A 17880-nucleotide genomic window follows, 5' to 3' on the forward strand; every position below is an offset into this window, starting at 1 on the left:
CTGCGTACGCGTCCGGCAGGAGACCGTGCCAACCGGCTACTGGGGCCACGGTCCCACGGGTCTGTCGACGCCAGGTGTGGGCGGAGAGTCGCTGCATGCCCACGCGGCCCAAGTCCATCAATCCGCAACTGCCTCGCCCCAGTCGATCACGGCCCCCCACTCGGGCAGCTCTTCTTCAGCCTGGCGTTCGTCGGCAGCGCTTTGTTCCTTGCCCTCCTCCCAGGCCACGCTCTTGAAGATCTCCTCCGATTCCCACTCATCAGGCAGCTCGTGAGGTCTGTGGTCCCAGTCGCCGAGTTACCCGTAGCACTCCCTGGCGCTGTACAGCAGCCGGACCTCCGCCTCTGACCGTCTGTGGTAATGGCACGGAAAGTGAGCCAGAACCACTCTTCAGCCGCCGCCGACAACCGAGCCCCGTTCATAGCGGCCCGAGATCGTCGCTCTTTGCGCGGACCGGTGTCTACAGCCGTGGCACCACGGTGCCAGTGTCAAGAAGCGGCTCCCAGAAGGCACACCTGTGGCGAGCGGCAAAGGGGTCTGCTGCACGGTTTGGTGACAGTGGGGTTTATGCCGCGAGGGTCGTGGCGGGGTTCATGGTGGTCTCGAACTCGATGGGGGTCAATCGGCCCAGCCGTGGCTGTCGGTGGCGTCGGTGGTAGGTCCGTTCGATCCAGGTGATGATCGCGGTCCGCAGGTTGGCGGGTGGTCCAGGTGCGGCGGTCGAGGACGTTGTTCTGCAGGAGAGCGAAGAAGGACTCCATGGCTGCGTTGTCGCCGGCGGCGCCGACCCTGCCCATCGATCCGACCAGACCATGACGGTGCAGAGCGTGGACGAACCGGCGTGAGCGGAACTGCGGTCCGCGATCGGAATGAACGACGCAGCCGGCCACCACGCCTCGGCGGGCGACGGCGCTGTCCAAGGCGTTGACCGCGAGCCTAGCCTGCATCCGGCTGCCGATCGAGGAGCCCACGATCCTCCCGGAGCAGGCGTCCTTGACTGCGCACAGATACAGCTTTCCCTCACCGGTCGGGTGCTCGGTGATGTCGGTCAGCCACAACTCGTTCACCGCGTTCGCGGTGAAGTCCCGGCGGACAAGGTCTTCATGGACCGGCGGTCCGGGCCGCTTGCCGCTCTTCGACCGCTTCCTTCCGAACACCGACCACCAGGCGTTGTCCCATCAGACCCGCCAAGCGGTCCGTTCACACATCCGCTCGCCGGCCGTCTCGGCCTCGCCCATGAGGAACCGGTAGCCGAACTCGGGATCGTCACCGTGGGCGTCGAACAGCGTGTTCGCGCGGTAGGCCTCGGTGACCTCGGCCGCGCTCACCAGTCGGCGAAGCCACCGGTAGTAGTGCCGGCGGACAAGCCCCAGGACCCGGCACGCAACCGCGACAGGGATCCTGTCGGCGGCGAGGTCTCTCACGAGCGGGTAGAGCCTTTTCCCGGCAGATGCGACTGCGACAGATACGCCGCGGCCCGGCGCAGGACCTCGTTCTCCTGCTCCAGCAGTCGCACCCGCTTCTTCAGCTCACGGTTCTCCGCCGACTCCGACCCGGTGACACCCGGCTTCCCGCCGTCTTCCACGGCGGCCCGGCGCAGCCACTTCGACAGCGTCATCTCATGAACGCCGAAGTCCTTCGCGATCTGGGCGAGGGCCACACCCTTCTCACGGTTGCGGGCCACCCGCACGACGTCATCACGGAACTCTTCGGGATAGGGAGCAAGCACAGCAACATCCTTCCAGGCCGCCCACAGGCAAGCCAGATCAGATGTCACCTATCCGTGCAGCAGACCTGAACAAGGACCAGGCGGGGTGCACTGCATCACCGACTACACATTGTACAATGTCACACCTCATACGTCGTGTAGCTACGAAAGGGACCCATGAACTCTGCGTACGCGACCGTCGACCACGTCTTCACCGTCCCCCTCGACCACGCGGCCCCGCAGGGCCCGACCATCCAGATCTTCGCTCGAGAAGTCACCGAAGCAAGCAAAGCAGGTGAACAACTACCCTGGCTTCTCTATCTACAGGGCGGTCCCGGCGGCAAGTCGCCAAGGCCATCAGCTGGTTCACCCGGCTGGCTGCCCCAGGCCCTCAAAACCCACCGGGTTCTCCTCCTCGACCAGCGCGGCACTGGGCGTTCCACCCCCGTTACCGCCCGGGCGGCCTCTCGCTTCGCCTCACCAGCCCGGCTGGCCGAGCATCTGGGCCACTTCCGCGCCGACTCGATCGTCGCGGACGCCGAGCTGATCCGCCGGCAGCTGTGCGGCGACGAGCCCTGGGAGACCCTCGGCCAGAGCTACGGCGGCTTCATCACCCTCACCTATCTGTCTCAAGCCCCCGAAGGTCTGCGTGCCTGCTACGTGACCGGCGGCCTGCCCGGCCTCTCGGCGACCGCCGACGACGTTTATGCCCGCACCTATCCCCGGGTACGGGACCGGGTCCGCGACTTCTACACTCGCTACCCCCACGATGCGGCCCGGCTGCGCGGGATAGCCCATCTCCTGGCCACCACCGATATACGCCTGCCCGACGGAGACCGGCTCACCTCCCACCGCCTGCGTACGCTCGGCCTCGTCCTCGGTATGGGCGACGGCTTCGAGCGGATCCACTGGCTTCTCGATGAAGCTCTCGACGAGGACGGCAAGCCGACAGACACCTTCCTGCACCAAGTGACGACACTGACCGGCTTCATCGACAATCCGCTCTTTGCCGTCATGCAGGAGACCCTGTACGGCCAGGGCGCGGGTCCGACCAACTGGGCGGCGTCCAGGGCCATGGCCGCGTTTCCGGAGTTCGCCGAAGACGCCGACCCTCTCCTGCTCACCGGAGAGATGATCTACCCCTGGATGTTTCGCGAGATCAGTGGCCTGCGTCCGTTCGCCAACGCCGCCGATCTGCTGGCCGAACGCTCCGACTGGCCGCCGCTGTACGACCGTCGCCGCCTCGCCGCCAACCGGGTCCCGCTCGCCGCACTCGTGTACCACGACGACATGTACGTGGACGCTGGGCTCTCCCTGTGCACCGCACGCGAGGTCGGCGCCACCCGGGCATGGGTCACCAACGAATGGGAGCACGACGGCGTCACCGCTGCCGGCGACCGCGTACTGTCCCGCTTGATGGACCTGGCTGCGGGAAGCGCGTAGGGCCTCGTGCCGTCCAACCCGGTGCCACGGGAAAGCACGACTCTCCGCCCTACCACCTGCGGCCGCCCGCCCGGCCGTCGCCCTCATCTCTCACCTGTGCCCCCGAGACTGCTACGTCGTGTGAAACCGCCTGAGGCCAGTCCCGGCCGGGGCACACGCCTCGCGGGCGGACGCGAGTTCCGGCACGGTGCCCGACGACCGCGGAGAGCACCAGCCAACAGTGCGACCGCCCGGCTCGGGACCGCGGCTCGCGGCAGTCGCGAGCCGCGGTCCCGAGCCGGGCAGACCCGTTCCGTCAGCGCCTGCGGCCCATCACACGCCAGGCCGCGGGCAGAGCCGCACTCGCGGCGACCGCCTTGAGCACGTCGCCGACAAGGAACGGCACCAGTCCGTGGAGCACCGCCCACCCGAGCGGCTGGTGCGTGACGGCGGCGAGCACGGGAACACCCACCGCGTAGATGGCTGCCGAGCCCGCGAGGTAGGCCAGCAGCGTGCCGGCGATGCGCCGGTCGGCGCCCCGCTGGGCGAGTGCTCCGACGAGGTAGCCGGCGACGACGAATCCGAGCAGGTAACCGCCGGTCGCGCCGAGGACGGTGGACAGGCCGCCCGTCGCACCGGAAAAGACCGGCAAGCCCGCGGCACCGATGGCGAGATAGAGGAGTTGGCCCAGCGCGCCGCGTTTGGCACCCAGCGCGGCAGCGGTGACCAGGACGGCGAACGTCTGCAGCGTGACGGGGACCGGCGAGCCCGGTACGGGCACCGATATCTGCGCGGCCAGCGCGGTGAGCCCGGCGGCCCCGAGGACGAGCACGGCGTCACGGACGCGGCTGCGCGCCCAGACGGAGTCGGCGAGGGTGCCCCGCCGGGGGATGGCGTGTGCGACGGAACTCATGGTTGAGGTGGATCCCTTCGAACGGTGGTGGCGGCGGCAAAGGCTGTGCGTCGCAGGCGGTTAGGACAGCGCCGTGCGCAGTCGGTGGACGCGGGCTGCGGTTTCCGCCCGGGCCTGGAGCGCTTGCTCCATGGACACCGGGCAGAAGCGGGTCCGGGACCCGGGCGCGGACTGGCCGACGGCGTCGAGGTCGGCGCTGATCACCGTTGCGACCATGGCGTAGCCGCCGCCGGAGACGGCATCGCGGTGCAGGATGATGGGCTCAACCCCGCCGGGCACCTGGATGGATCCGAGCGGGTATCCGGCGTCCACGATGTTCGACGGGTCGGACCCGGCGCCGAACGGCTGCACTCGTTCCTTCCACTCCAGTGTTCCGCCGCTGTACCGGAAGCCGACCCGGTCCGCGACGGGCGTCAGCGTCCATGTGGTGTCCAGCAGCGCCGTGAGGCCGGCCGGGGTGAGCCGGTAGTCGTACAGGCCGAGCATGACGCGCAGTTCGAGCTCGCGGGACAGCACGGGGCGGAGGTGCTCGGGTACGGCTCGTCCCGGCCGCCCGGACCCGGTACCGGTGGCCAGTAGGTCCCCGGCCTTGAGCGTGCGGCCGTCGAACCCGCCGAACGCGCCGAGGGCGTATGTCGACCGGCTGCCCAGCACGAGCGGTACGTCGATGCCCCCGGACACCGCGATGTAGATCCGGGCGCCGTGTTCCAGGAAGCCGAAGGAGAGAACGTCCCCGGCGCCGATGTCGAAGGACTCCCACTGTGGCGCGGACCGGCCGTTGACCTTCACCGGCATCCCGGCGCCCGTGACGGCCACTACCGCGGGCGCGGTGAACCGCAGTTCGGGCCCCATGTAGGCGGCCTCGATCAAAGCGGCGCCGTCGTCGTTGCCGACCAGCAGGTTCGCAGCCAGGGCCGAGTACAGGTCGACCGCGCCGGAAGGCGGGATACCGACCTCGTAGTAGCCGGGGCGGCCCCTGTCCTGGATGCTCGAGGCAAGGCCGGGGTTGAGGATCTCAATGGCCATGCAGGGCCTCCAGCAGTGTGGCGTTGTAGGCATCAGGGCCTGCCAGGAAGTCGTGCAGGCTGAAGCTGACCGGGCTCTGGCGGTAGCGGAATGCCCCTGCCTCCGCGTCCCGTCTGATGCGCTCGTACTCGTCCCCGTCGATCGGGCGGAATTTGACGATGTCGCCGGGCCGGAAGAAGACCATGAAGTCCGCGAAGTCGGGGAGTTTGCGGGCCGGGTCGAAGATGGGTGCCGGGGTGACGCCGAACATCTGGTAGCCGCCGGCGCCGCGCACCGAGTAGATGCAGGAGAAGCAACCGCCGTACCCGACGGTCAGCGCCGGTGTGTCGGTGCGGGGGCGCAGGTACTTGGGGACTTCGAGCTGTCGCTCCTGCGGAACCATCTGGAAGAGGAAGGGAAGTCCGGCGACGAAGCCGACCATCGAGGTGATCCACGGCGAACCCGAGTGGCGGTCGATGAACGCCTGCACCGAAGGCAGGCCGTTCTCGATCGCGGCGAACTCCAGATCGTTTCCCTCCGGCCGCTGGTGCCGGTCGCGGAACCGGGCACCGGTCTCGTTGGTGAACGGGTCGTCATACCAGACGGGTACTTCGACGATGCGGGTCCGGAGCGTCAGGGACGGCGCGTCGCCGACCTCCCGCTCGACTTGCCGCACCGCGCCCTCCAGTGCCGCCGGGGCTATCACGTCCGGGTCGAAGCGCACCATGAGGGAGGCGTTCGCGGGGCAGATGTCCGTCACGCCTGGCAGCTTCCGGCTTTGCAGTAGCCTGGCCATGGCCATCGCCGTAAAGTTGACTTCCAGGCTCATTGCCTCGTCGAGCTGGACGACCAGGTGTTCGTCTCCGCCCCACGAGTAGCGGCTGTTGAGCGGACTCATGCGGCCCTCCCTGCGGCATCGCGGTGGAAGGCCCGGCCTGCCATCCAACTCTCCAGGAACGTGGTGTGATAGTTCGCCTCTGCGAACTCCGGTAGGTCGACCAGGGAGCGCAGGAACGGGGCCGTGGTGGCCACTCCCCGCACCTCGATCTCGTCCAGCGCCCGGCGGGCGCGCGCCAGTGCGGCCTCACGGGTGTCACCCCAGACGATGAGTTTGGCGATGAGCGAGTCGTAGAACGGGCTGACCTGGCTGCCCTGTTCGCAGCCCGAGTCGATGCGTACGAACGGCCCTCCGGGCATCCGCATCACGGTGATCGTGCCGGGGCTGGGCATGAATCCCGCGCCGGGGTCCTCTGCGTTGAGCCTGAACTCCAGCGCATGGCCGCGTAGTTCGACTTGTTCCTGGGTGAATGACAGGGGGGTGCCCGCGGCGACCGTGAGCTGCTCGCGCACCAGGTCCCTGCCGGTGACCATCTCGGTGACGGGGTGCTCGACCTGGATGCGGGTGTTCATCTCGATGAAGAAGAACTCCTGCCGCGCGGAGTCGTAGAGGAATTCCACCGTCCCGGCACCGGAGTAGGACACTGCGGCGGCCAGGCTCACCGCCGCGTTGGTCATGTCCTGGCGCACCTGTGCGGGGAGGTTGGGCGCGCAGGCCTCCTCGACCACCTTCTGCCGGCGCCGTTGCAGAGAGCAGTCGCGCTCTCCCAGGTGCACGAAGCGCTCGCCGTCGCCGAAGACCTGCACTTCGATGTGGCGGGCGTTGTGCACGAACCGTTCGAGGTAGACCTCGCCGTTGCCGAACGCCGCCTTGGCCTCGGCCTGGGCGAGGGGGAGTGCCTCGCGCAGTTCGGCCGGGGATCGCACGATGCGTATACCGCGGCCCCCGCCGCCGGCCGCCGCCTTCACCGCGATCGGGTAGCCGACGTGTCCGGCGGTTTCCAGAGCGCTGTCCACGTCGGTCAGCGGTCCGTCGGAGCCGGGCACGGTGGGCACGCCCGCGCGGGCGGCGGTGGAGCGGGCCAGCGCCTTGTCGCCCATCAGGTGGATGGCCTCGGGGGACGGCCCGACGAACGTCATTCCCGCGTCGATGACCTGCTGGGCGAACGCGGCGCGCTCGGAGAGGAACCCGTAGCCGGGATGCACCGCGTCGGCCCGCAGGCGGACCGCGGCGGCCACCACGGCATCGGCGTCCAGGTAGCTGCGGGCCGCGGGCGCGGGGCCTATCACTACGTGCTCGTCGGCCATGCGCACGTGCAGGGCCTCGGCGTCGGCCTCGCTGCAGACCGCGACGGTCCGAACATCGAGTTCGCGGGCCGCACGTATGACCCGTATGGCGATCTCGCCGCGGTTGGCAACCAGAAGCTTGCGCATGTTCGGTCAGCTCATCTCAATGGTCGCCACGGGATCTCCCGGGCCCAGCAGTGTCTCGTTCTCAGCGGCGAAGGCGGTCACCTGGCCTCCGGCTCCGGCTTTGACCTCCGCAAACTGCTTCATGATTTCGATGATTCCGATGGTCTGGTCCTCGGTGACGGTCGCGCCGATCTCCGCGAACGGCGGCTTGTCCGGTGCGGGGCGCCGGTAGAAGACTCCGGGCATGGGTGCTCGCACGGTGTGCTCGGGCATGGCGGTCCTTTCTCTGTCGGGAAGGAGTTCAGGCGGAGTTGATGACCTGGCGCACGGCGGTGGCCACGTCAACGGCGTTCGGGGTGTCGGAGTGCACGCAGATGCTGTCGAACCGGACGGGAAGGCGCTTGCCGGAGTCGGTCTCGACCAGACCGTCGGCGAGCGCGAGCCGGGCGCGGTCGGCGGCGAGTGAGGGTGGGGTGGCGTGTGGCCGGCGGGCGATGACGAGGCTGCCGTCGGCGCGGTAGCCGAGGTCGACGTAGAACTCGGCGACGAAGCCGACGCCGCGCTCGGCGGCGACGTGCTCGTGCGCGGTCCCGGCCATGCCGTAGACCGGGACGCCGTACTGCACCGCCACGTCGCAGACCGCGTCCATGAGTTCGCTGTCGCGGGCCACCATGCCGTAGAGCGAGCCGTGCGGCTTGATGTGGCGCAGTGGCACTCCCTCGGCGTCCAGGTATCCCTTGAGCGCCGCGACCTGGTAGAGCACCAGGTCCCGCACCTCCTCGGGGTACAGCTTCATCTCCCTGCGGCCGAAGCCCACCGCGTCGGGCAGGCCGGGGTGCGCACCGACGGCCACCCCGGCGGCGGCGGCCTTGGCCACCGTCTGGTGGATGCCGACGGGGTCGCCGGCGTGGAAGCCGCAGGCGATGTTGGCGGCATCGACCAGTGGCAGTAGGGCGTCGTCGTTGCCGAACGAGTGGATGCCGAACGACTCGCCCATGTCGGAGTTGAGGCTGACGGGCATGGTTACCCCTTCTTGTGCCGTAGGGGGCATCGATCAGGTCGCCGTTTCCGCCGAGGCCACGACGGCGGCGAGTACTGGGGTCGGTGGTCGGCCACTGAGCGCTGCCGCCACGTCGAGCCGCAGGCCCGGCAGGGACAGGAGCACTTGCCAGATTCCGCTGGCGGTGTCCACCAGGACGCTTCGTCCGGTCCCCGAGTGGACGACCCATGCTGCTGCCGCGCAGGTCACCCGTGCGGGGTGGCCTGTCTCGCTCAGGGCGTCGTTGATGATCCGGGCGGCCTCCCAGCGGGCGCGCCTGGTGAGGAAGACGCCGGACCAGGCATCGGTTGCGGAGGTTCTGCCGCAGGCGCCGCACATGGTCTCCTCCTACGGCATGACGTCGCCGGAGTTGGGCCCCAGCGTCTGGCCGACGAACAGGTCACCGCTCGGGGAGCCGGCCAGCAGCACTGCGGTCGGGGCGATCTCCTCGGGCCTGCCGAACCGTCCGAGGGGCAGTTCCGCGCGCTTGGCCTGCTTCCACTCCTCGGAGATTCCGTCGATCAGGGGCGTCTCGATGGGGCCGGGGGCGATGGCGTTGACCAGCACCCCGTCGCGGGCCACCTCCAGAGCCAGGGCCTTCGTGAGACCCAGGACGCCGGCTTTGGCGGCGCTGTAGTGCGTCAGCGATGTTCCTCCCTTGATGGCCAGCTGTGAGGCGATGTTGATGACCCGGCCGTACCCGCGGGACACCATGCCCGGGACCACGTACCGGCACATGAGGAACACTCCGGTCAGGTCCACGTCGATGGTCTGCTGCCACTGCCGCAGTGACATCTCCACCAGCGGTGCCTGGGTGAGAATGCCTGCGGAGTTGACCAGGATGTCGATCCGGCCCAGCAGGAACTCCGTCTCGGCGACGGCCCGCCGGACGAGTTCTTCGTTGGCGATGTCTGCAGCCACGCCCCCGGCCGCGCCGATGGACCGCGCGGTCCGTTCGGCCACGGCGGCGTCGTGGTCGAGCACGACCACGCGCGCCCCGGCGGTGACGAGCGCCTCGGCGATCGCCCGTCCGATGCCGCTGGCGCCACCGGTGACCAGAGCCGTCCGGCCACTCAGGTCCGCGATCGGGTTCATGCGCGCATCCTCACGGTCAGGCCGCCGTCGACGACGAGTTGCTGGCCGGTGACGTACCGGGCCTGCGGCGAGTTGAGGAAGCGGATGACGTCGGCGACCTCCTCGGGCCGCCCCACTCTGCCGAAGGGGATGTCGCCGCCCGCGCGGGCGAGTCCCTCCGGGCCCAGCGAGTTCACCGGGTCGGAGGACTGGGGGGTCTCGATGAGGCCGGGGATGACGGCGTTGACGCGAACGCCGCGGGGTGCCAGCTCCACCGCCAGACTGCGGCACAGTCCGAGCACCCCGGCTTTGGCGGCGGCGTAGTGCGCGTGGTCCTCCCAGCCGTAGACACCGCCGGCGATCGACGAGACGGCGACCATCGCGGAGCCCTCCGCCATGTGAGGCGCGCACGACCGGAAGGTGCGCAGTACCCCGGTCAGGTCGACGGAGAGCATGTCGTCCCAGGCCTCGTCAGTGAGTTCGGCCAGTGGAGCCCGCCGGAGAACGCCGGCGTTGGCCACCACGTGATCGATCCGCCCGAACGCCGCGTACGCGCTGCGCGCCAGTTCGTCGACCTGGCCGCTGTCGCGGACGTCGACCTCGACGATCAGTCCGCTGCCTCCTGCGGCCTCCACCAGTCGGAGCGTCTCGCGGGGGTCGTGCGGGTCACCGGGGAACGTGCCGATCACCACGTGCACGCCCTCCTGTGCGTAGCCGACCGCGACGGCCCGGCCTATCCCGCTGGCCGCTCCGGTGACGACCGCGACGGCGGGCCCGGCGGCATCGGGCTGAGTGTGTGCTGCCATGACGTGAACCTTTCTGCTCCAGGCGGTGCCGGTGGGCGGATGGTGGTCCCGCCCACCGGCACCGTGAGATAGGGGTACGTGCCGCTCGGGCGGTCAGTTCTCGAGCCGGGCGACCGGCTTGGCCAGCAGCATCAGCGCGCCGGAGAGGAAGGTGCCGACCGCACCCACCCAGAGCGCTGCGGAGCCGGTGCCCCAAGCTGCCGCCGCTCCGGTGAACAGGAACCCGCCGATGATCGTGCCGGGCTGGCTCATGGCTCCGATGATCACCGTGCCGGTACCGCGGCAGTCCGTGGGGTAGCACTCCCCCATGTAGAACATGATCGCCGCGTATGGGCCCACCAGGAAGAACAGTCCCAGCGCGTAGGTGGTCACGATGAGTGCGGTGCTGGTGACCAGCGGGGAGAGCATGACGGCGAAGGCCACGCCGGACATCATCCATCCGATGACGATGGTGTGCTTGCGCCCGATGCGGTCGCCGAGCCAGCCGTGGAAGATGTAACCGAAGTACGCGCCCAGGTTGATGACGATGAGCATCCAGAACGCGGTGCTGAGCTGCACGCCCTTGGCGTTGGCCAGGATGGAACTGCCCAGCACGCTGAAGATGTTGATGCCGAAGAAGTTCACGATCCACGCCAGCGAGAGCACGATGGTGTTCCTGCGCAGCTCGGGCTGGAAGATCCGCGCGATCGGGGCGCTGTCGGTGTGCTCCACGCCGTATTCGGCGGCCAGTGCCTCGGCCTCGCGGGACTTGCCCTCGGCCTTGAGCCTGCGCAGACGCTGGTGCAGCTCGAACTGCGGGGTCTCACGCAGCTTCTTGCCGATCACAATGATCAACGCGACGGCGGGAAGGCTCGCGACCAGGTACATCGCGCGCCAGCCCAGCGAATCGAGCAGGACGAGCGCGAGGGCACTGGAGAGCAGGAAGCCGAGCGGCCAGCCGCCCTGGACGATGCCGTACCAGAATCCGCGGCGTTCGCGCTTCCTCTCGTCCTCGGTGATCGAGAACACTTCGTTGAGGTAGGTGGCGTTCACCGACTGCTCGGAGAAGCCGAGGCCGCCCAGCGACCGTACGCCGACCATGGCGCTCGTGCTCAGCGCGCCCATCTTCGCGGGGATGAGGGCCGTCAGGACGGAGGCGACGGCGGTGCCTCCGATGGTGACCATCATGCCGCGGCGACGTCCAAGGCGGTCGATGACCGGCCCGACTCCGAAGGCGATGATCGCAGTGCCGATCGCGATGAGCGTGTTGACCAGGTAGGCGGTCGAGGCACTCCAGCCGAAGTCCTCCTGCATGACGGGAAGCAGGGTGCCGAAAAGGCCGTAGTCGAAGACCGCGACGGTCCAGGCGAGCAGTGCCAGGACTATGGCGGTGTTGGTCTGCTTCCGTGTGAACGCCGGGAACTGCCGCCGCTGGGGTTCCGTTGCCGGCGTCTCGGGCGCGCCGCCCTCCGGCAGGGTCGTTTCGCTGGTCACTTGGCCTGTCCCTTCCATGGGTGCCGGGCGGCGTAGTCATCAGCGATCTGGTCGAAGGTGACCCATCGGACGCCGTCGTGGCTGTTGATGTGCTCGATGAGCCGCTCAAGCATGAGCAGCACCTGGGGGCGTCCAGAGACGTCCGGGTGGATGGTGAAAGTGACGGCCGCGTAATCCATCTCCCGGTGGACCCAGTCGAACTGGTCCCGCCACATCTGCTCGATGTCGCGCGGGTTCACGAAGCCGTGACTGTTCGGGCTGGCCTTGATGAACATCATCGGAGGCAGGTCGTCGAGGTACCAGTTCGCCGGGATCTCGATGAGCTCGGTCTCCTTGCCGCGGACCAGCGGCTTCATCCAGTCCTCGGCCCGGGCGGAGTAGTCGATCTTGGTCCACCTGTCGCCGACGCGCACACGGTAGGGCGTGAAGTCGTTGTGCATCAGCGAGTGGTCGTACTTGATGCCCCGTTCGAGCAGCAACTCGTTGGTCACCGGCGAGAACTCCCACCACGGTGCGACATAACCGGTGGGGCGCCGGTTCGTGACCTTCTCGATGAGATCGATGCTCCGGTCGAGGACCGCGGCCTCCTGGGCTCGGGTCATCGCGATCGGGTTCTCGTGGCTGTAGCCGTGCACGCCGACTTCGTGTCCGGCGTCAACGACCTGACGGAACTGGTCCGGGAAGGTCTCGATGGAGTGGCCCGGTACGAACCAGGTCGTCTGCAGGTCGTACTTGGTGAAGAGGTTCAGCAGGCGCGGCGTGCCGACCTCGCCGGCGAACATGCCCCGGGAGATGTCGTCCGGGGAGTCCTCGCCCCCGTACGACCCCAGCCAGCCGGCGACAGCGTCGACATCGACGCCGAACGCGCACAGGATTTCCTTAGGCAAGGCCAACTCCTTCTTGTAGCCCCGGCCACCACAGCCGGGAGTCGATGTGTCCAGCGGCTGGGATCAGCCGAGGGTGTGGGCGGCCAGCGCTTCTCGCGCGGCGCGCGGGTCGGTGTGCACTCCGAGCAGCGCTGCCAGGACCACCCGGGCCTGTGACGGGCGCAGCAGCCCGGTGGGGACAGCGCCGGCGGCTATGAGGTCGGCACCGCCGCCGTCGCCGTAGACTGCGGCGACAGGTCCGGCCGTGACCCGGGTGGATGTGGCCACCACGACGCCGGAGGCGGTCAGCTCGGCCACCGCCTCGCAGATCGCGGTATTGGCGTTGCCTGCGCCGGTGGCCTCCAGAACGATGCCGCGCGCGCCGGCTGCGGCGAAGGCGTGCAGGGCCGTCGCGTCCGCGCCGGGATAGCAGGCGGCGATGTCCACGCGGGCACGGGAGAGGTCCACAGCCGACAGGTCCAGTCGCGGACGCCGACGACGGCCCCCGGCGATGTGGACGGCACCGCCTCGGACCCAGCCGAGAACCCCGCCGTCGGGGGACGCGAAGGTGCTCGAAGCGAGCGTGTGACTCTTGCGGGTCCCCTCCGCCGTGAACACCGAACCGTCGAAGACGATCAGTGCTCCCAGTCCCCGGCTCGCCGGGTCCGCGGCCACGGCGATCGCGTCGGAGAGGTTGCGCGGGCCGTCGCTGTCCGGTGCGTCCGCGGGCCGCTGTGCGCCCGTGAGGATGACAGGACGCTCATCGCCCCGGAAGAGGTCCAGGAAAAGGGCCGTCTCCTCCATGGTGTCGGTGCCGTGCGTGATCACCAGTCCGGTGACGTCGTCCTCCCGCAGGTACCGCTGCGCCCGGGCGGCAAGCTCCCGCATCCGTTCCAGGGTCATCAGATAGCTGCCGACCCGGAACACGTCGTGGACCTTGACGCGGATGTCATCGGCCACGGCGGACCGTTCCACCAGCTCGGCGCCGCCGGCGCGGGCGACGGCTCTGCCCGTGGTGTCGCTCCGAGTGGCGATCGTCCCGCCCGTAGCGAGCACCATGACGATACGCACAGATATCTCCTGACCTGTCCCTGCCCGATATGTTCGCGCTAACGTTCGCGCCAAACGATTGCGCATATAGAATGTGCCCCGGGGGGTACGCGTCAAGAGGCCGGGGGCAAAATGTTGACCGACCGAGGGAAGGGCGGAGAATGACCGAGGGTCCTGCGGGGGAACCGCTGCCACACATGGACGCCGCGGGCCGGGCCACGCTGCGCACCGTCGCGGAACTCGCCGGGGTCCACGTCTCGACGGCCTCGCGAGTGCTGAACGGCACGGTCGGCACCGGCATGCGCACAGCCGGCCAGGAGACCTCCGAACGGATCCGCCGAATAGCCGAGCAGGTCGGTTACACGCCCAACCCCCACGCATCGAGCCTCCGCACCCAGCGCAGCAACCTGGTCGGGGTGCTCGTCCCGCGACTGGTCGACATCGTGCTCGCCACCGTCTACGAGGGCATCGAGCAGGAGTGCGCGGCGTCCGGGTTTTCCGCCTTCGTGGCCAACACCGGTGACGATCCGGTGGCGCGGCGCCAGCGCACTGAGATGGTGCTCGCCCGCCACGTCGACGGCATCATCTTCGGTGATGCCCACCTGGACGGGCGCTTCCTCGACAAGGTGGTCGAACGGGGGGTCCCGTTCGTCCTCGTCTCGCGACGCGCCGACTCCCACCCTTCGGTGACCTGTGACGACTACCGGGGCGGTCAGTTGGCGGCCGAACACCTCCTGCAACTGGGCCACCGCAAGGTCGCGGTCATCGCCGGCGAGCCTTACGCCAGCACCGGCGTCGACCGTACCGCCGGATTCCGGGACACCTACACCGCGGCGGGCATCAAGGTGCCTGCCTCCAGAATCGTGCATTCCCGCTTCGACACAGGCGGCGGCCGGGAGGCCATGGAGCGGCTCCTCGCGGGGCGGACCAGGCCGACCGCGGTGTTCGCCGTCAACGACTTCGCCGCGATCGGAGCCATGGGCGCGTCACGTGACGCGGGGCTGCAGGTCGGAACCGACATCGCGGTCATCGGGTTCAACGACGTACCGCTCGCGGGGTCCCTGCCGGTGGGGCTGTCGACCATCCGCTCCCCGATGCACGACATGGGAGTGCGGGCGGTCCGGCTGCTCATGAAGCGGCTGGCGGGCGAAGAAGTCGACTCCGAGCGGCTTTCCCCCGCCCTGGTGGCCCGTGCCTCGACCCTGGGCGGTGGGAGTTCCGGCTGACCGCGCCGTTGCGGCTGGGCGGTCACATGGCCTGTCGCCGTCTCCGTGGCGCGAACGCACCTGGACCACCAGCCGGTTACCGGCCTTGAGCGCGTGATGTCGTCATGGTGGCTGGCTCCGGAGGCCGGTTTGGGTGAGCGGTTGTCGAGGGCACCCGGGCGGTACCGGAGCCGGCACAGGCTTCACCGGTCTGCCGCAGGGCCCGCCAGGAGTTAACGGCGCCCACTCGCCGGTCGGCCGCCTTGCGCAACGCTCATGTCATCGGTGTACCGCAGGAATCACAGATCGTCAGCTGCGCCGACACCAGCCTTGGGTGTCGTGGAAACGGCCGTGGGTGAGGAACGCGGTCTCGCAGCACGCCTCTGCGCATGGACAGGTGCTTGGCTGTGCGGAGTCTCCGGTGCGGCCGGCCCGGTCGGCTATGTGCAAGTACAGAGCGGCGGCCGTGCTCCAGACAGCAACTTCAAGGGCCAGCGTTATGTCAGTGACTGTGTCTTTCACTGCGCATCCTCTTCTCCCGCACGCAAGGACAGCGCCCCGGCGTGGGGTGCCGCTGAGGAAGGGAAGACGCCAGTACGGAGGGTCAGGCGCAACGGCAGGGATGCAGTTCCCCGGGTCGAGCCGTCGCAGCTCAGGTCAATGGCGAAAGAATCAGCGCCATGTCCGCATGCACTCAGTTTCTTGCTCCCTTACAGGAGAGATGAGCCACCGTGTGATCGCCGCGGTAGAGGTTCGGCGATCACACGGTGGCGTCTTCAGCGCGCTGAGCGGACCGCGGCGGGCGCGACCATCAGCGTCCCCGTCAGCCGGAGAGCAGGGTGACTCCCATCTGCGAGAGTGCCCGGCTGACCGGCTCATGGATCATGCCGCAGCCGCTGGAGGGGCCGCCGCTGAGAATTCCGTAGGCGGTGGAACCGTAGTAGACCCCACTCCCGCTGTCCCCGGCAGCCACGCACGCCGTGCTCCACGTCATCCCGGTGAGCGTGCGGTTCGGGTAGGAGACGGTGGCATTGGTGTCGGTGACCTGCCCGCAGGTGTAGCCGGTCGTCGACCCCTGCTTGCACACGTACTGGCCGACGTAGTCGTAGCCCCAGTTGCGGATTGACGTCGAGGGGTAGACCCAGCCACGCGGCTGCCAGAAGCTTGCGTCGTCAACCCGCACGATGGCGGAGTCGCCGTAGTAGCCGAAGGTGTAGTCGACGGCACTGCCCACGCCCTGGTAGCCGTAACTGTAAGTCGGGATCTGCCAGTACGAGCTGCCCTCGGCGCAGTGCCCCGCGGTCAGCATGTAGTAGGCGTAGCTGTCGTAGACCGAGAAGGCACTGGTGCAGCGGATGTTGCTGCCGTAGATGGCCACTCCCGAACGCAGCGGGGGGTCACACGAATACTGGCCCCCGCAGTACAGCGGCTTGGAGGCGTGCTCGTAGGTGTCCACGCGCAGGGAGTCGCCGAACTTCTGCTTGGCCCACTTCACGACCTTCTGCTGGTTGGCAGTGAGCTTCTTGCCCTTCGGCGAGTCGAGACGCAGCGCGTTGTCCTGTGTGACGACTGCGGCTTGCAGCCCGTTCGCTGCGCCCTTGTTCGCCTTGGCGATCCGACGGGCGAGGACGTCGGACATCTGCGTGAGTTCGCGCAGACTGTGCCTGACGACGACCGTTCTCGTCTCACTTGCCCCGGCCTTGGATGCGGTGGTGCGGACCTTGGATGTGGTGGCCTTCTGCGTGACGGCAACGGTGAGGCGGCCGCCGTTGTCGTGGTCGATCCACGCACCGCCGAATCGCGATCCCAGAGCCTTGCGCACATCGGTCGCCAGGTCGGTCAGGCGATCCTGGCGCTGTATGCGGCGCTGGGCCTCTTGGGTTGAGACCCCGTAGTCCTTGGCCAGTTGAGCGGCTGCCGCCTTCTGCTGGTTGCCGAGCTTCGGGTCGGCCTGCTCAGGGGCGCCGGCGGACGCAGGTCCCGTGAGGGTGAACGCTGCGGCAAGCGCGGCGACGGCCGGCCAGGTGATTCGCGACCAGGTCCGTAACGAGCTGACTTTCATCGAGCACCTCCGGTGGGAGCGGACGGCTGACGTGCAGATCGGTCTGGTGCCTCTGAGGCGAGTGCCGTAAGAGCCAAGAGCAATATGGCGTATGACATTTCACATTGCAACCCTTCTCGCTGGAATGCTTCCCGCTTCCCATAGGAGTGCAGGCACAGCACGGGTGCGGCCTGCCGGTGTTGTGCCAAGTCGTCACGGGACAACGCCGTGGACGCAGCGGCTTCGTACTGCCGCGCCAACCCCTTCGCGGAGGTCGAACTGCGTACCGATCACACCGCGGCGGTCCTCGAAGCCATGCGGTGCGGCGCCCTGCAGTACGTGATCAAGCCGTTCGCCTCGCCCGACTGGGGGCGACCCGAGTCTGTCGAACGCACCGGTGCCGCGTCAGCCTCACCGAAGCACGGATTCCACTGTCGCCCAGAGCACCGCTGCACGTGGACGCCGTCAAGGTGATATTCGGAGCGTGCCGGTGAGAACGATCGGCTGCGATGCTGGGCGACGCTTGTTCTTCTCCGCTCACCGGGCACCGTCACCCCTGGGACTTTCCACCTCCGCCCACCAGACCATACCGTCGGCCACTGCCCGGCTTCCCTGCCTGACGGACAACGCGGCTATAAGCTCCTTGCCGCGCCCGCTCTCTTCCGGACGGGAACATCCGCCTTCCGTGCGGGTTCTCCACTCGGGGCCGGCGTCGGTGACTTCGATACGGATTGCGGGCACCTGTCGGCGATTCCGGACCCAGGACAAGCGCAGCGTGACGGGTGGGAGGGCATGCCGCACGGCGTTGGTGACGAGTTCCGAGACAACCAGAAGCGCACTGTCCAGGCATTCGGAGTCGGCATCAGCTTTCTCCAGGGCGGATCGTACCTGCCATCGCGCCAGGCCAGGGGCTTCGGCCGAGTGAGGCAAGAGACGAGTGGAGTCGAGAAGATCAGTTCTCAGAGGACCTGTTCCTTTTCGTTGAGCTCACGAGCGACAGCGTCTCCGGAGGGAACGCGAGGGACGCA

16 protein-coding genes and 1 pseudogene are annotated in these 17880 nt (G+C 68.5%); 2 read left to right on the forward strand and 15 right to left on the reverse strand.

Going from position 1 to position 17880, the window contains the following annotated elements; genetic code table 11:
• Positions 1 to 565: 565 nt before the first annotated feature.
• A pseudogene (locus E4N63_RS03815) lies at positions 566 to 1729 on the reverse strand (IS3 family transposase).
• A 156-nt stretch (positions 1730 to 1885) separates the two neighbouring features.
• Between E4N63_RS03815 and E4N63_RS03820 the strand changes: the two are divergent.
• Entirely contained in the window at positions 1886 to 3151 is a 1266-nt protein-coding gene (locus tag E4N63_RS03820; RefSeq protein ID WP_230239892.1) for an alpha/beta fold hydrolase, read from the forward strand.
• A 295-nt stretch (positions 3152 to 3446) separates the two neighbouring features.
• Here the strand turns inward: E4N63_RS03820 and E4N63_RS03825 are convergent, their stop codons facing one another.
• The 12 genes from E4N63_RS03825 to E4N63_RS03880 all read right to left on the reverse strand — a co-directional run bounded on the left by E4N63_RS03825 (position 3447) and on the right by E4N63_RS03880 (position 13627).
• Positions 3447 to 4043 carry a biotin transporter BioY gene (locus E4N63_RS03825; RefSeq protein ID WP_125621405.1) on the reverse strand — a complete coding sequence of 199 codons (597 nt, stop codon included), beginning with the start codon at positions 4041 to 4043 and terminating at the stop codon, positions 3447 to 3449.
• A gap of 60 nt (positions 4044 to 4103) precedes the next feature.
• A complete protein-coding gene (locus E4N63_RS03830; protein WP_125621407.1) occupies positions 4104 to 5069 on the reverse strand; it encodes a biotin-dependent carboxyltransferase family protein in 966 nt (321 codons plus the stop codon).
• A complete protein-coding gene (locus tag E4N63_RS03835) occupies positions 5059 to 5946 on the reverse strand; it encodes an allophanate hydrolase subunit 1 (protein ID WP_125621410.1) in 888 nt (295 codons plus the stop codon). The genes E4N63_RS03830 and E4N63_RS03835 overlap by 11 nt, the downstream gene beginning before the upstream one ends.
• Entirely contained in the window at positions 5943 to 7319 is a 1377-nt protein-coding gene (locus E4N63_RS03840) for an acetyl/propionyl/methylcrotonyl-CoA carboxylase subunit alpha (protein ID WP_230239893.1), read from the reverse strand. The genes E4N63_RS03835 and E4N63_RS03840 overlap by 4 nt, the downstream gene beginning before the upstream one ends.
• 6 nt (positions 7320 to 7325) lie before the next feature.
• Positions 7326 to 7571: an acetyl-CoA carboxylase gene (locus tag E4N63_RS03845; RefSeq protein ID WP_019710682.1), complete on the reverse strand. Its 246-nt coding sequence runs from the start codon at positions 7569 to 7571 to the stop codon at positions 7326 to 7328.
• A 28-nt stretch (positions 7572 to 7599) separates the two neighbouring features.
• On the reverse strand, positions 7600 to 8319 hold the full coding sequence (gene pxpA, locus E4N63_RS03850; RefSeq protein WP_125621417.1) for a 5-oxoprolinase subunit PxpA: 720 nt from the start codon (positions 8317 to 8319) through the stop codon (positions 7600 to 7602).
• 33 nt (positions 8320 to 8352) lie between these two features.
• Complete coding sequence (locus tag E4N63_RS03855; RefSeq protein ID WP_125621420.1) at positions 8353 to 8676, reverse strand: hypothetical protein; 324 nt, start codon at positions 8674 to 8676, stop codon at positions 8353 to 8355.
• 9 nt (positions 8677 to 8685) lie between these two features.
• Positions 8686 to 9432 carry an SDR family NAD(P)-dependent oxidoreductase gene (locus tag E4N63_RS03860; protein ID WP_230239894.1) on the reverse strand — a complete coding sequence of 249 codons (747 nt, stop codon included), beginning with the start codon at positions 9430 to 9432 and terminating at the stop codon, positions 8686 to 8688.
• On the reverse strand, positions 9429 to 10217 hold the full coding sequence (locus E4N63_RS03865) for an SDR family NAD(P)-dependent oxidoreductase (RefSeq protein WP_125621425.1): 789 nt from the start codon (positions 10215 to 10217) through the stop codon (positions 9429 to 9431). Before E4N63_RS03865 ends, E4N63_RS03860 begins: the two co-directional genes overlap by 4 nt.
• A 93-nt stretch (positions 10218 to 10310) precedes the next feature.
• Complete coding sequence (locus tag E4N63_RS03870) at positions 10311 to 11690, reverse strand: MFS transporter (protein WP_230239895.1); 1380 nt, start codon at positions 11688 to 11690, stop codon at positions 10311 to 10313.
• Positions 11687 to 12577, reverse strand: coding sequence for a polysaccharide deacetylase (locus E4N63_RS03875; RefSeq protein ID WP_019710688.1), 891 nt, complete (start codon positions 12575 to 12577; stop codon positions 11687 to 11689). Before E4N63_RS03875 ends, E4N63_RS03870 begins: the two co-directional genes overlap by 4 nt.
• A 63-nt stretch (positions 12578 to 12640) precedes the next feature.
• Complete coding sequence (locus E4N63_RS03880; protein WP_221772579.1) at positions 12641 to 13627, reverse strand: asparaginase; 987 nt, start codon at positions 13625 to 13627, stop codon at positions 12641 to 12643.
• A gap of 140 nt (positions 13628 to 13767) precedes the next feature.
• Between E4N63_RS03880 and E4N63_RS03885 the strand changes: the two genes are divergently transcribed.
• The gene (locus tag E4N63_RS03885; RefSeq protein ID WP_228430323.1) at positions 13768 to 14832 is read left to right on the forward strand and encodes a LacI family DNA-binding transcriptional regulator; all 1065 of its coding nucleotides are present in this window, start codon (positions 13768 to 13770) and stop codon (positions 14830 to 14832) included.
• 802 nt (positions 14833 to 15634) lie between these two features.
• Here the strand turns inward: E4N63_RS03885 and E4N63_RS03890 are convergent.
• Together E4N63_RS03890 and E4N63_RS31385 are read right to left on the reverse strand one after the other, a co-directional pair.
• The gene (locus tag E4N63_RS03890; protein WP_308188640.1) at positions 15635 to 16873 is read right to left on the reverse strand and encodes a S1 family peptidase; all 1239 of its coding nucleotides are present in this window, start codon (positions 16871 to 16873) and stop codon (positions 15635 to 15637) included.
• 516 nt (positions 16874 to 17389) lie between these two features.
• The gene (locus tag E4N63_RS31385) at positions 17390 to 17782 is read right to left on the reverse strand and encodes an ATP-binding protein (RefSeq protein WP_185831046.1); all 393 of its coding nucleotides are present in this window, start codon (positions 17780 to 17782) and stop codon (positions 17390 to 17392) included.
• Positions 17783 to 17880 lie beyond the last annotated feature (98 nt).

This window comes from Streptomyces sp. MNU89 (assembly GCF_020982505.1).
Classification (GTDB): domain Bacteria; phylum Actinomycetota; class Actinomycetes; order Streptomycetales; family Streptomycetaceae; genus Streptomyces; species Streptomyces xinghaiensis.

Coding starts and splice junctions, on each gene's coding strand:
- E4N63_RS03835 (WP_125621410.1), bottom strand. CDS start 5,946: ATGAGTCCGCTCAACAGCCGCTACTCGTGGGGCGGAGACGAACACCTG.
- E4N63_RS03840 (WP_230239893.1), bottom strand. CDS start 7,319: ATGCGCAAGCTTCTGGTTGCCAACCGCGGCGAGATCGCCATACGGGTC.
- E4N63_RS03830 (WP_125621407.1), bottom strand. CDS start 5,069: ATGGCCATTGAGATCCTCAACCCCGGCCTTGCCTCGAGCATCCAGGAC.
- E4N63_RS03820 (WP_230239892.1), top strand. CDS start 1,886: ATGAACTCTGCGTACGCGACCGTCGACCACGTCTTCACCGTCCCCCTC.
- E4N63_RS03845 (WP_019710682.1), bottom strand. CDS start 7,571: ATGCCCGAGCACACCGTGCGAGCACCCATGCCCGGAGTCTTCTACCGG.
- E4N63_RS03860 (WP_230239894.1), bottom strand. CDS start 9,432: ATGAACCCGATCGCGGACCTGAGTGGCCGGACGGCTCTGGTCACCGGT.
- E4N63_RS03855 (WP_125621420.1), bottom strand. CDS start 8,676: ATGTGCGGCGCCTGCGGCAGAACCTCCGCAACCGATGCCTGGTCCGGC.
- E4N63_RS03825 (WP_125621405.1), bottom strand. CDS start 4,043: ATGAGTTCCGTCGCACACGCCATCCCCCGGCGGGGCACCCTCGCCGAC.
- E4N63_RS03885 (WP_228430323.1), top strand. CDS start 13,768: ATGACCGAGGGTCCTGCGGGGGAACCGCTGCCACACATGGACGCCGCG.
- E4N63_RS03865 (WP_125621425.1), bottom strand. CDS start 10,217: ATGGCAGCACACACTCAGCCCGATGCCGCCGGGCCCGCCGTCGCGGTC.
- E4N63_RS03890 (WP_308188640.1), bottom strand. CDS start 16,873: ATGAAAGTCAGCTCGTTACGGACCTGGTCGCGAATCACCTGGCCGGCC.
- pxpA (WP_125621417.1), bottom strand. CDS start 8,319: ATGCCCGTCAGCCTCAACTCCGACATGGGCGAGTCGTTCGGCATCCAC.